Consider the following 11,774-nt stretch of genomic DNA (forward strand, 5'->3'; position numbering starts at 1 on the left):
TCGTCCCCCGGCGCGGCGGCCTGGGGCTCGGCGGGGCGGGGCGCCCCGGGGGGGCTCCGGGCCGCCCGTCACGCGGTGGCGCGTCCCGGACATTAGGATTGGCGCCACAGGACGAGGAGTGGACCACACGATGACAACGGCATCAGACCGGCAGCCCTTCGACGCGGTCGCCCGACCGGCGGCCGAGGAGGATTTGCGGGTCTTGTTCGGGCAGTCCATCGCCGTGTTCGCTTCCCTGGTGGGGCCGGCGCACGTGGTGGAGACGGCGAACCACGCGTTCTTCGCCACCATCGGCGAGCACCGGGCGCGGACCGGCGTGCCGCTGGTGGAACTGATGCCCGAACTGGCCGATCAGGGTTTCATCGCCCTGCTCGACCAGGTCTACCGCACCGGCGAGTCCTACACCGGCCACGACGTCCGGGTCGTGCTCGACACCGGCCCGCGGGCGCGGGAGGTGTTCTTCGACTTCACCTACGAGCCGCGCCGCGACGGAGAGGGCAACGTCGTCGGCATCTGGGTGATCGGGGTGGAGACCACCCAGGTCAAGCATGCCCAGCACCTGATGGCCGAGCACCGCGCGCTGCTCGAGCAGATCGCCCGCCAGGCGCCGTTGACCGACGTCCTCGACGGGATGGCGCGGTGCATCGAGAACCTCGCCCCGCAGGAGGTGCTCGTCTCCGTCCTGCTCGCCGACCCCGACGGCCGGCACCTGCGCCACGGGGCCGCGCCCAGCCTGCCCGACTTCTACAACGAGGCCATCGACGGGATCGCCACCGGCGAGGGCGTCGGCTCCTGCGGCACGGCCGCCCACCGCCGGGAACCGGTCGTCGTGACCGACATCGCGACCGACCCGTTCTGGGACGACTTCCGAGACCTGGCGGACCGGGCCGGGCTCGCCGCCTGCTGGTCCACGCCGATCCTGGCCCGCGACGGGAGCCTGCTGGGCACCTTCGCGATGTACCACCGGACCCCGCGCGCCCCGCAGGAGTCCGACCTCGCCCTGGCCCGCGTCTTCGCCGGCACCGCGGCCCTGGCCATCGAGCGCCACCACAGCGAGCAGGCGCGCCGTGACGCCGAAGCCCGCGCCGAAGCGGCCCACGCCGAGCTGACCAAGGCGATGCTCGCGGAGCAGGAGCTGCGCGCCGAAGCCGAGGAACGCGCCGCCGCCGCGGCCGACCTGGCCGACCGGATGCGTGCCGCCGCGGCCACGCAGGCCACCGTGCCCCATCCCCGGCAGTGCCAGCTGGGCGGCGCCGACGGGTGCGGCGAACCGGCCGAGCTGAAGGTCGCCGACGCCTGGGGTGACGCGGCCTGGGGTTGCCACGTCCACGCCGAGGAAGCCCTCCTCACCGTGCGGTCGGCGTTCATCGCCAGCGAGGAACTCGGCGGCCTGGCCGCCTACCTCAACCGCCGCCCGTCCCGAGCCCGCCGGACGTGACGTACCGCACCTGACGGGACCCGCGTCGTGCGGACGTCATCCCAGGAGTCCCCGTCCCGGCCCGGGATCCCGGAACGGGACGAGCCTCAGGCGCGAACGCAGAGCCACACCAGGGCCAGCACGACCACCGCGACCACGACCCCGGCCAGGGTGGCGAGCAGGCCGGCGCCGGCCGAGGCGCGGTGACGGGCGCGGCGTTCGGCGGCGACCCACAGGGCCGCCGCCACGACCAGACCTCCCGCGCCCGCCCACGGGCCCCACGGCGCGGCCACCAGTCGCAGCGACAGCAGCGAGCCGACGGCCAGCGCCAGCACCGTGCGGCGCCACGCCAGGACGGTCCGCTCGGGTTGGAGGCCGCGATCCCCCGTCGGCGTCACGGCGGTCACCGGGTCAGGACGGCGACGAGCACCAGCACGATCACCACCGCCACGCCGACCGCGAGCACGACCGCCGGGCCCAATGACGGCAACGGGTCGCCCCGGCGGATGGCGCGTTCGGTCCGGGCCCAGCCCCACCACCCCTGCAGGACGGCGACCAGGCCCAGCACCAGCAACAGGATGGACGCGACCAGCCGCAGCGTCGGCTGGAGCGGCAGGTGGAGGGCTTCCAGCGCCACCCCGCCCGCGACCAGCGCGAGCGACGTGCGCATCCAGGCCAGGAACGTCCGCTCGTTGGCCATGGTGAACCGCGGGTCGGGCTCCTCGCCGACGCCGTAGACCCACCGGGGAAACCGTTCCTTCGTCCCACCTGGCACCTGGGCAGTATGCGCGGACCCCCGCCGGCACGCGCACGGGGGACGACCGGTCGGGGACGCCCGCGCGGAGTTCGCGGCCTCGGAAACGGTTCGCGGCGTGGACGGCTATTGCCTCACCGTGGACGCCGACGCCTACGGCCAGAGCGGTTCGATCCAATAGCTGTCCGCCCAGGTGGGCGTGTCCCTCTTGGTGAAGGGTTCGACCACGAACGCGGCCGGGGCCTTGCACCGGTCGTTCTGGTAGAAGTACAGCCGGACGTTGTTCTGGTTGTCGACTTCGGTGCCCTCGGGGACGTGCATCGGGATGCACACGCCCAGGCGCACCGGGGCGCGGGGCGGTGCTTCGGCGGCGGACCGGGTCCCGTCCACCTGGAGGGGTGACGCGCCGGAAATGCCCGGCGCCGCGCCCAGGAGGGCCACGGCGGCGAGTGCCACCGCCGACATCTTCGCCCGGTAGCGGTTGCTCATGACATCCTTCTTCCCGGTGGCCGACGGCCTGTTCCCGAAATCCGCCGGAACGTCGCGGATTTCGGGAGCGACGGTATCGCCGCCGACGGCGGGGCACCATCCCACGATGGGCGCGCCGTGTGTGCGATGGGGTGGTGTGGACTTCGCCCTTCGTAATCGACCCGGGGCGGCCCGGCGCCGCTCACCGGAACGCGGCGACCGTGGTGTGCGTGCAGTGCTCGGGCGTGTCGTCGTCGGGGGTGATCACGTTGCCCGCCACCAGGAGCGGCGGGTCGAGGGGGATCGCGCGCACCCGCGTGGAGGCCGCGTCCGCGAGCTGGTCCGCGGGCAGCAGCGCCCAACTGGTCGGGTCGGCCCCGACCTCGACCACCGTGTCCTGCACCGTGCCGGTCGGCCGGCCCAACGGCGGGTGCACGCCCAGCTCCCGCAGCGCGGACGTGATCGCGTCGTGCAGCGGCGGGTCGGCGCGGCGGGACGGCGCCCGCAGCGCGAAGCCTGCCAGGTCGCGCGGGGACACCGCGGCGCGGTCGGCGAGCCGGTGCCGCACCGAGACCACCGCGTGCAGCGGCTCGGACCACGCGGGCAGCACCCGCACGCCCGGCGCCGCCACCGGCCCGCGGGCCAGGGCCAGGTCCAGCTCGCCCTGCCGCACGGCGGTCAGCCGCGCGGGCAGGGGCAGGTCGACCAGCACCACGTCGAGCCGCGGGTTGGCGGCGCGCAACGCGTCGATGCCGCGTTCCAGCCTGCCGGTCAGGCCGGGTGCGGTGCCGATCCGCACGGTGCCCGGCAGCCGGTGCGCGACCGCGCGGACCCTCTCCGCCGCGGCCAGCGCGTCCCGGGCGGCGGCGAGCACCCGCAGGCCCGCGTCGGTGAGCCGGACCCGGCGCGGCGTCCGGTCCAGCAGCCGCACACCCAGCTCCCGCTCCAGCCGCGCCACCTGCTGGCTCACCGCCGGCTGCACGATGCCCAGCCGCTCCGCCGCGCGCCCGAAGTGCAGCTCCTCGGCGACCGTGACGAAGTACCGCAACGCGCGCAGCTCCACCCCGCCGATGCTACGGCGATCACGTTCGCTGATCGCTGCGCGGACGGGTTGGCGCTGGTTCGCCGGGGCTCCGCCCGCTGGACTGGCGGCATGCGGATCGGAACCCACATCACCGCCTACGGCCCGGTCGACGACGTGCTGGCCGACGCCGCCGACGCGGCCGCGCGCGGGCTCGACAGCGCCTGGACCAACCAGCTGCCCGGCGGGTGGGACCCGCTGACCGTGCTGGCCGGCATGACCGGCGGACCCGCCGAGCTGGGCACCGCGGTCGTGCCCACCTACCCGCGTCACCCGGTCGCGCTCGCCACCGAGGCGGTCACCGTGCAGGCGCTCACCGGCGGACGCCTCACGCTCGGCATCGGCCCCAGCCACGCGGCCGCGATCACCGGCTGGTTCGGCATCCCCCACACCGCGCCGCTGCGGCACACCCGCGAGTACCTGGACGTGCTGCGCCCCCTCATGGCCGGGGAGCACGTCACCCACCGCGGCGAGTTCTTCACCGTCGACACGAAGCTCGAAGTGAGCGTGACGCCGCCGAAGGTGCTCGTCGGCGCGCTGGGACCGAAGATGCTGGGGGTGGCGCGCGACCACGCCGACGGCACGATCGCCATCTGGGTGCGCCCCGGCACCGTCGCCGACTACCTGGTCCCGCGCCTGGACGGCGCGCGGATCGCGGTGATGCCGATGGTGACGGTGACCGACGACCCCGACGGCGCGCGAGACCGGGTCGCCGCCCGGTACGGCGGGTCCGGCGAGCTGCCGGCGTACCGGGCGATGCTCGACCGCGGCGGCCTGGCCGGGCCCGCCGAGGCGCTCGTGACCGGCGACGAGGAGACCGTGCTGCGCGAACTGCGCCGCTACCGCGACGCCGGCGCGACCGACCTGATCGTCATGCCGGTCGGCACCGCCGAGGAACGCGCCCGGACGCTCGACGTCGCCGCGCAGGTCCGGGACTGACGCCCCGCTCGTCACCCGCGCAGGCGCAGCACTTCGCTCGGGGCCGCACGACGCCGGGCGCTCAGGTGCTGCCGCCGCGTTGGTCACCCGCGCAGGCGCAACAGCCTCGGACACCCGACGTGGCCGAGCGAGTCCGGGACTGACGCCCGCTCGCGTCACCCGCGCAAGCGCAGCAGTTCGCTCCGGGCGCGCACGACGCCGGCACGACGTCCAGGTTCGTCGGCGACGCGCCCGCGCCGCCGACCAGCGTGCCGTCCTCCAACTGCCACCCCACCGGTGGCACCGCCGTCGCCGAGGTCCAGCACGTCACCGGCGCGGATCTCGTGGTGCCACGGGATCGCCGCGTTCAGGCCCGGCACCCCGTAGATCAGCACCAGCGCGATCGCCAGGACGACCAGCGCGGGCGTGAACGTCCGCCGGTCCAGGCCCAGGAACCGCCGGTCCACCGGCACCCATCCCGGTTGCCCCACCACGACGCCCTCCTCGCCCCGGTCCACCGGCCCGGCGCTCGGCCACGAAGTGCGGCGAACCGCTACGCCGTCCGGCGACGGGGCGCTCGGCGAAACCGGTCCCGGAGCGTCAGACCACGTCGGTGACGACGATGGCGGCCGGCCCTTCGGTGTGCGTGACGCCCGCGGCGGTGAAGCACTGCGCCGGCGTGGTGTTGACCAGGGCCGCCGACATCACCACCGACGCGCCGCTGAACCGGCCCGCGGTCACCGTGCCCTGGTAGACCACGACGACCTCGTTGGCGGGCCGCAGCACGACGACCCCGACCGCGGACACGGTCGTGGTCTCGCCGGTGTTCCAGGTGATCGTCACGGTGATGGACACGCCGCGGATGCCACTTCCCGTGGGGCCTCCACAGAAAACGGACCCGCATTTTTCATATTGTCGGGGAGCACGGGCCGCCGCACCCCGTACCGGATGCGGCGGCCCGTGCGGGTCAGGTGGTGCAGGGGTTGCCGCCGGGGTGGGCGGCGGTGCCGTGGAAGTCGGCGCGCGCCTCACCGATCACCACGTCGGCGAGCAGGGTGTCCAGCACCACGGCCCGCTGGGTCACCGCGGTCGACGTGACCTCGGTGCTGTTGAGCCGGAGGGAGCCGATCACCAGCGGGATGGTCAGGGGCGCGGAGCCCACGGTGGTCGGCACGCCGTTGATCTTCAGCGAGGCGATCGAGGAGCTGCCGGTGAACCGCGGCGCCAGGCCCGTGCCGGTCGGCACGCACGTGACCGCCGCGTCGGACCTGATCACGCCCAGCTCGATGACCACGCCGAGCGTGCTGATGGTGGTGGTGTCCACCTTGGCGTTCGCGGTGGCGTTGTCGCCCGCGGCGGGCGGGGTCGTGGTCGGGTCGTCCGGCGTCCGGTCGGTGGTGGCGGTCAGCGCCTTGGCCTTGACGGTCAGCGCCGCCGCGTTCAGGTCCACCTGCGCGAGCGTCTTGGCGTCGTCCACGCACGGCACGTCCGCCGGGTTGGCGACGACCGGCTCGATGCCGACCAGGTTCAGCGCGCTCGCCCGGCAGGAGAAGACGCCGTCGCGGTCGTCGTCGATGATCGTGCCGACCCCGACCGCGTCGGTGATGGCCGCGCCGCCCGCCGCGGACAGCGCCACCGTGAACGTCTCGTCCGGCTCGTCCACCGTGTCACCGTTGACCGGCACGATCACCGGCTTGGACGTCTCGCCCGGCGCGAAGGTCACCGTGCCGGTGGTGGCCGCGTAGTCCGCCGGGGCGACCGCGGTGCCGTCGGCGGTGGCGAAGGCGACCGTCACCGGGCTCGGGCTCGGCCGGTCCAGGCCGACCGTGAAGGCGGCGGGCGTGGTGCCGGCGTTGCCCTCGGCGACCACCACGTCGTCGATGGACAGGCCGGGCACGTGCACGGTGTTCCGCTCGATGAAACCGCGGGAGGCGCCGTCGACCAGGAAGTCCACGGTGCAGCGGTAGGTGCCGGCGGGCGCGCCCGGGTCGACGGAGATGCTCTCGGTGAAGCCGGCGACCTCACCGCTGTTCACGGTGCGGCTCGCGGGCGTGAACCCCAAGGTCAGCTGCGGGTCGCAGGACGTGACGGTGGGCGTGACGGTGACCTGCACGGCCCGGATGCCGTCGAGGATGGCCTGCGCCACCTGGTTGGCCGGGACGTTGTTCAGCAGCACGCCGCCGGTCGCGTTCACGATGGCCGTCGCCTGGCCGCCGGTGTCGAGCCCGCCGCCCGCCGGGCCGACGTTGACCGCGATGACGCGGACGTCGGCGGCCCGGAGCGCGGCGATCGCGTCGGCGAGGGTGTGGCCGAGGCTGGGGTCGTGGGAGGGCGCGTCGCCGAACCAGGCCACGATGCGGGTGCCGTCGGGGCGGAACGCGATCGCGCCGCTGCCGATCTCGAACAGGGCGTTGACGGCGGCCTCGGGGTAGTCGCCGCCGCCACCGGCCACCCAGGCGTTGATCCCGTCCTGCACGGCCGCGGTGTCGCCGGTGAGGTTCTGGTTGACCCGGAACGCGAACGCGTCGCCCTGGTCACGGTACTCCGCGACCGCGAACCGCGCCGTGGGCTGGGCGTCGAGCACCGCGTCGGTGACCGCGCCCGCGTTCGTGCGGACGTCGGTGATGGCGCTGCCCATGCTGCCGGTGGTGTCGGCCAGGAACACCAGGTCGGGGTTGGGCGGGACCGCCGGGGTGGTGACCGACTTGGCCACCGTCGTGCCCGCGCCGGGGCCGAGGGTGACCTCGACGTCGACGGGGTCCACCTGGGCCGCCGCCTGGGGCGCGGCGACGATCGCGACCGTCGTGGCCCACACCACCAGCGCGGAGGTGAGCGCGGCGACGGATCTGCGCGAGGAACGCCGCGCGCTGGAATAGGACATGAATTCTCCGATCGGGATCGTTCGCGTCCACGCCCGCGAACACGGCCCGGTTTTCGGGCCGACCGCCGACCGGCGCGACGCGGAGGACAACCGGATATCCGCGAGCCGCGGCCGATCAACCGGAATGAATTGCCCCCGTCATGGAAACGTAACCCGATCATCGACGCCGCGGCGTTTCCCGCCAAGCCTCCAGCGGTGTGACACGGGAAATCGTGTCACGACACGGCCGGTGTGACCGGTGGTCCCCCCAGGTGACGACGACCGCTCGATTACGGCCACGTCCGGCCCACTCCCGCGCCCGCCGCACCGCGCGGACCCTCAGTCCTCCTCCGGGTACTGGAACACGTCGCCGAGCGGGACGCCGAACACGCGGGCGATGCGGAACGCCATCTCCAGCGAGGGCGAGTAGCGGCCCTGCTCGATGGCGATGACGGTCTGGCGCGTGACGTCGAGGCGCTTGGCCAGTTCGGCCTGCGTCATCTCGTCGTGCGCGAAGCGGAGTGCGCGGATCGAGTTGGTGATCCTGGTCGGCTTGCCCAACTAGAACCCCCGCCGGTAGGCGACCAGCTTGACGGCCGCGCCGAACACCGCCCACGCGGTGAACACGGCGTAGATCGCGTTGGCGATCCAGAAGTGCGGCGCGCCCCACAGCGTCAAGGCGAACGGCAGCACCATGCCCGCGCCCAGCGCGATCCCGGCCACGTGCTCACCGAACCGGTTGATGTCGCGGTCGCGCGCGTCGGGCCGGTGGCGGTCGCCGGGTCGGACCACCGCGAGCACGATCCGCCCGACGACGGACAGCGCGATGGAGACGCCGATGGCCCACAACATCGGGGCGACGTACGCCACCGACGCCATCGACCCGTTCCCCGTCCGGCCTAACACCACCATGACGTACCCGACGTAGGTCACCACGGTGACCGCCAGGTAGAGCCACGTCCCCTTCTCCTCGTACGACATCGCACCCCTCCGCCGTGTAAAGCGAACTTGACATCACGAAGGTAAGCACTGCTTGACACGACGTCAAGCATCTTTGACATGCCCGACGGCCGCCGCCGCAGCCTTCCGCGCACCCGCGAGGCGGATCCCCCGGCACCGGAATGCACGCGTCCACCGGCGAATTCGCCGTGACCTCCGTCGCGGCACGGTTGGAGCGCGAGGTGATCGGGTAGCCGAAGGGCACAAGACCAACGACACCAGGAGGGTCACGTGATCGGGTTCATCGTCGCCGGTTTGATCATCGGCGCGCTCGCCCGCCTGATCAAGCCCGGCAAGCAGAACCTCGGCATCGTGGCGACGCTGCTGCTGGGACTGGTCGGCTCGGTCATCGGCGGCACCATCGCCAACCTGCTCGGCACCGGCGACATCTTCGAGCTGAACGTGCTCGGCTTCATCCTCGCCGTGATCGCCTCGGTGCTGCTCATCGGTGTCGCGGAGGCCATCGCCGGCAACCGCCACCGCACCAGCGTCCGATAACCGCCGGACCACGTCGCACGGCCCCGTCACCGGGTGGTGGCGGGGCCGTTCGGCGTGCGGCGGGCGTGATCGGTGGCGTCGGACGAGGTGGTTACCCTTGCCGCCTGTCGTGGGGAGGGGTGCCGCCGGTGCAGGTGTCCGTGCTGACCGCGGGGTCGCGGGGTGACGTCGAGCCGTTCCTGGCCCTGGGCGCACGGCTGCGCGCGGCCGGTCACGGGGTTCGGTTGGTGACGCACCGGGAGTTCGACGGGGTCGTGCGCGCGGCCGGGCTGGACTTCGCCGAGCTGCCCGGCGATCCCAAGGCCACGCTCGCCGGGCCGGAGGGTCGGGCGCTGCTCGCCGCGCGGAACCCGGTCACGCTGGTCCGACGGCTGCGCGAGGTGGTCGGGCCCGAGCTGCGCGGATCCCTGGCGGCGGCCGTGGACGCGTGCCGGGACGCCGACGTCGTCGTGCACTCGACGCTGGTCGCGTTCGGGCCCACCGTCGCCGAGCACCGGGGCGTGCCGGCGGTCGCGGCGCACCTGTCGCCCAACACGCCCACCCGCGCGTTCCCGATGACCGCCCTGCCGACCCCGGTGCCCGCGGCGCTCAACCACGCGACCTGGCGGTTCTCCGAAGCGCTGCTGTGGCGGGCGTTCCGACCCCTGTTGGACGACCAGCGCGCCGGACTCGGCCTGCCGCCCCTGCCCCGCCGCACACCGCCGCCGCGACGCCGGCCGCCCCGCCTGTACGGCTTCAGCCCCTCCGTGGTGCCGCCCCCGCCCGACTGGACGTCCGACGACCACGTGACCGGGTACTGGTTCACCGAAGCCGACACCACCCTGCCGGCGGACCTGGTCGACTTCCTGGACGCGGGCGAACCTCCCGTGTACCTGGGCTTCGGCAGCATGCCCGACCAGGACCCGGCCGCGGCCGCCGAGCTGCTGCTCACCGCGGCACGCCGGGTCGGCAGGCGAGCCGTGCTGCTGTCCGGCTGGAGCGGCCTGGGCGCCGGAGACGCCGGCGACGACGTGGTGGTCGTCGACGACGTCCCCCACCGCGCGCTGTTCCCCCGCTGCGCCGCCGCCGTCCACCACGGCGGCGCGGGCACGACGGCGGCGGCCGTGCTGGCGGGCGTCCCGTCGGTGGTCGTGCCGTTCTTCGCCGACCAGTTCTTCTGGGGCCGCCGCGTCACGGAGCTGGGCGTCGGCGCGGCCACCCCCGCCCGGGACCGCGTCACGGCCGACGCCCTCACCGAAGCGCTCCGCGCCGCCCTGGGCCGAACCGCGTCGGCACGCGCCCTGGCCACCCGCGTCGCGGCCGAGGACGGTCCGGGCGCGGCGGTCACCGTGCTGGAACGCCTGACCGGTTCCTGAGGGTGCGGGGGAAGCCGTCCCGCCCCGCGACCGGCGAGTCCCGGCCGACGGCGCCCCGACCTGGAGCGGCCGTCCACAGAGGACTCGTCCGGACGGTCAGAGCAGGCCGCGGCGGTAGGCGGCGACCAGTCGGCGCGGCACGGTCAGCCTCCGTCCGTCCAAGGTGGTCACCGGCACCAGGTCCGGTGCGGTGGCCTTCCACCGGGAGCGGCGGTGGCGGGTGTTGCCGCGCGACGTCTTGCGCTTGGGGACGGCCATGTCAGCGGTTCCTCCTGCCGTAGCGGCGGTTGAACTTCTCGACCCGGCCGGCGGTGTCCACCACGCGCTGGTTGCCGGTCCAGAACGGGTGGGAGTCGGAGGTGATGTCGACGGTGATGAGCGGGTAGGTGTTGCCGTCCTCCCAGTCGATCGTGCGGGTCGAGGTGGCGGTGGACCTGGTCAGGAACGCCTTGCCCGTGGCCTGGTCGCGGAAGACCACCGGGTGGTAGTCGGGGTGGATGCCCTGCTTCACAGCTCCTCCATCTCGTCGTGCCGTTCGGCAAACCGGTTCGGCGAACGGCAGTTCGTCGGCCGGCGCCGACTCCTCGTCGGTCACCAGCGCCCGGCGAGCCTGGCCACCGGTACGACCTCGGTCCCTCTGTGCGCTAGCCTAACGGAAACGATTGTCGTTTCCAACTGGAGGTAGCGTGTCCTCACGGCACTGCCAGGTCACCGGCCACAAACCCGGCTACGGCAAACAGGTCTCCCACTCCCACCGGCGCACGTCGCGGCACTGGCTGCCCAACACCCAGCGCCGCCGCTTCCGGCTGCCGTCCGAGAACAGGTACGTGGTGTTGACCCTGTCGACCAAGGGCATCAAGACCGTCGACAGGCGCGGCATCGAGGCCGTCGTCGCCGAGCTGCGCCGCCAGGGGGTGAAGGTCTGATGGCGAAGGCCACCGACGTCCGGCCGATCATCAAGATGAGGTCGACCGCGGGCACCGGCTACACCTACGTCACCCGCAAGAACCGCCGCAACGACCCCGACCGCCTCGTGCTGCGCAAGTTCGACCCCGTCGTGCGCCGCCACGTCGACTTCCGCGAGGAGCGGTGATGGCCGAGGAGTCCGAGATCGCCGAGGAGCGGCAGCGGCGGGAGATCGTCCTGCCCGGCGTCACCGAGCCGGGCCGGTGAGCCGGATGCCACGACCGGAACGTGCGCCGAAGCGCCGCGCCAACCTGCTGCACCGGGAGGGCGTCACCCACGTCGACTGGAAGGACGTCGCCCTGCTGCGCAAGTTCATCTCCGACCGCGGCAAGATCCGCTCCCGCCGTGTCACCGGCCTGACCCCGCAACAACAACGCCGGGTCGCCGCCGCCATCAAGAACGCACGCGAGATGGCGCTGCTCCCCTACCCCGCCAAGGGCCGCTGAGCGGGGCGGGCC

The 11,774-nt window shown here is 73.7% G+C and carries 18 protein-coding genes; 7 read left to right on the top strand and 11 right to left on the bottom strand.

From position 1 onward, the window contains the following. Positions 1-130: 130 nt before the first annotated feature. On the top strand, positions 131-1,438 hold the full coding sequence (locus tag ACWEFJ_RS27370) for a GAF domain-containing protein (protein WP_449715455.1): 1,308 nt from the start codon (positions 131-133) through the stop codon (positions 1,436-1,438). Between the two features lie 86 nt (positions 1,439-1,524). Here the strand turns inward: ACWEFJ_RS27370 and ACWEFJ_RS27375 are convergent, their stop codons facing one another. From ACWEFJ_RS27375 to ACWEFJ_RS27390, 4 genes are all read right to left on the bottom strand, one after another. Then, positions 1,525-1,824, bottom strand: a complete 300-nt coding sequence (locus ACWEFJ_RS27375) for a DUF202 domain-containing protein (protein ID WP_449715456.1) — start codon at positions 1,822-1,824, stop codon at positions 1,525-1,527. After that, a complete protein-coding gene (locus tag ACWEFJ_RS27380; RefSeq protein WP_378090015.1) occupies positions 1,821-2,192 on the bottom strand; it encodes a YidH family protein in 372 nt (123 codons plus the stop codon). Before ACWEFJ_RS27380 ends, ACWEFJ_RS27375 begins: the two co-directional genes overlap by 4 nt. Before the next feature lie 132 nt (positions 2,193-2,324). Further along, on the bottom strand, positions 2,325-2,660 hold the full coding sequence (locus ACWEFJ_RS27385; RefSeq protein WP_449715457.1) for a hypothetical protein: 336 nt from the start codon (positions 2,658-2,660) through the stop codon (positions 2,325-2,327). Positions 2,661-2,841: 181 nt separating this feature from the next. Next, positions 2,842-3,702: a LysR family transcriptional regulator gene (locus tag ACWEFJ_RS27390; protein WP_378090011.1), complete on the bottom strand. Its 861-nt coding sequence runs from the start codon at positions 3,700-3,702 to the stop codon at positions 2,842-2,844. Between the two features lie 90 nt (positions 3,703-3,792). On the opposite strand from ACWEFJ_RS27390, the gene ACWEFJ_RS27395 reads away from it, so the two are divergent. After that, the gene (locus ACWEFJ_RS27395; RefSeq protein WP_449715458.1) at positions 3,793-4,659 is read left to right on the top strand and encodes a TIGR03564 family F420-dependent LLM class oxidoreductase; all 867 of its coding nucleotides are present in this window, start codon (positions 3,793-3,795) and stop codon (positions 4,657-4,659) included. A gap of 155 nt (positions 4,660-4,814) precedes the next feature. Here the strand turns inward: ACWEFJ_RS27395 and ACWEFJ_RS27400 are convergent, their stop codons facing one another. The 5 genes from ACWEFJ_RS27400 to ACWEFJ_RS27420 all read right to left on the bottom strand — a co-directional run bounded on the left by ACWEFJ_RS27400 (position 4,815) and on the right by ACWEFJ_RS27420 (position 8,479). Then, a complete protein-coding gene (locus ACWEFJ_RS27400; protein WP_449715459.1) occupies positions 4,815-5,132 on the bottom strand; it encodes a hypothetical protein in 318 nt (105 codons plus the stop codon). 106 nt (positions 5,133-5,238) lie between these two features. Further along, positions 5,239-5,493, bottom strand: a complete 255-nt coding sequence (locus tag ACWEFJ_RS27405) for a hypothetical protein (protein ID WP_378090002.1) — start codon at positions 5,491-5,493, stop codon at positions 5,239-5,241. 112 nt (positions 5,494-5,605) lie between these two features. Then, complete coding sequence (locus ACWEFJ_RS27410) at positions 5,606-7,519, bottom strand: Calx-beta domain-containing protein (protein ID WP_449715460.1); 1,914 nt, start codon at positions 7,517-7,519, stop codon at positions 5,606-5,608. A 318-nt stretch (positions 7,520-7,837) separates the two neighbouring features. Further along, complete coding sequence (locus ACWEFJ_RS27415) at positions 7,838-8,059, bottom strand: helix-turn-helix transcriptional regulator (RefSeq protein ID WP_378091741.1); 222 nt, start codon at positions 8,057-8,059, stop codon at positions 7,838-7,840. Beyond that, a complete protein-coding gene (locus ACWEFJ_RS27420) occupies positions 8,060-8,479 on the bottom strand; it encodes a hypothetical protein (protein WP_378091743.1) in 420 nt (139 codons plus the stop codon). 249 nt (positions 8,480-8,728) lie between these two features. On the opposite strand from ACWEFJ_RS27420, the gene ACWEFJ_RS27425 reads away from it, so the two are divergent. Both ACWEFJ_RS27425 and ACWEFJ_RS27430 read left to right on the top strand, forming a co-directional pair. After that, the gene (locus ACWEFJ_RS27425; protein ID WP_378091745.1) at positions 8,729-8,995 is read left to right on the top strand and encodes a GlsB/YeaQ/YmgE family stress response membrane protein; all 267 of its coding nucleotides are present in this window, start codon (positions 8,729-8,731) and stop codon (positions 8,993-8,995) included. Positions 8,996-9,123: 128 nt separating this feature from the next. After that, on the top strand, positions 9,124-10,350 hold the full coding sequence (locus ACWEFJ_RS27430; protein ID WP_449715461.1) for a glycosyltransferase: 1,227 nt from the start codon (positions 9,124-9,126) through the stop codon (positions 10,348-10,350). 96 nt (positions 10,351-10,446) lie between these two features. On the opposite strand, the gene rpmF is transcribed toward ACWEFJ_RS27430, so the two are convergent. Further along, positions 10,447-10,608 carry a 50S ribosomal protein L32 gene (rpmF, locus tag ACWEFJ_RS27435; RefSeq protein WP_378091749.1) on the bottom strand — a complete coding sequence of 54 codons (162 nt, stop codon included), beginning with the start codon at positions 10,606-10,608 and terminating at the stop codon, positions 10,447-10,449. A 1-nt stretch (position 10,609) separates the two neighbouring features. Further along, on the bottom strand, positions 10,610-10,861 hold the full coding sequence (locus ACWEFJ_RS27440; protein WP_378091751.1) for a type B 50S ribosomal protein L31: 252 nt from the start codon (positions 10,859-10,861) through the stop codon (positions 10,610-10,612). A gap of 175 nt (positions 10,862-11,036) precedes the next feature. On the opposite strand from ACWEFJ_RS27440, the gene rpmB reads away from it, so the two are divergent. The 3 genes from rpmB (at position 11,037) to rpsR (ending at position 11,762) form a co-directional block, all read left to right on the top strand. Continuing rightward, entirely contained in the window at positions 11,037-11,276 is a 240-nt protein-coding gene (gene rpmB / locus ACWEFJ_RS27445; protein WP_449715462.1) for a 50S ribosomal protein L28, read from the top strand. After that, positions 11,276-11,443: a 50S ribosomal protein L33 gene (gene rpmG / locus ACWEFJ_RS27450; RefSeq protein ID WP_378091755.1), complete on the top strand. Its 168-nt coding sequence runs from the start codon at positions 11,276-11,278 to the stop codon at positions 11,441-11,443. The genes rpmB and rpmG overlap by 1 nt, the downstream gene beginning before the upstream one ends. 85 nt (positions 11,444-11,528) lie before the next feature. Then, positions 11,529-11,762: a 30S ribosomal protein S18 gene (gene rpsR, locus ACWEFJ_RS27455; protein WP_378091757.1), complete on the top strand. Its 234-nt coding sequence runs from the start codon at positions 11,529-11,531 to the stop codon at positions 11,760-11,762. Positions 11,763-11,774: the final 12 nt, after the last annotated feature.

The organism is Actinosynnema sp. NPDC004786 (assembly GCF_053601135.1).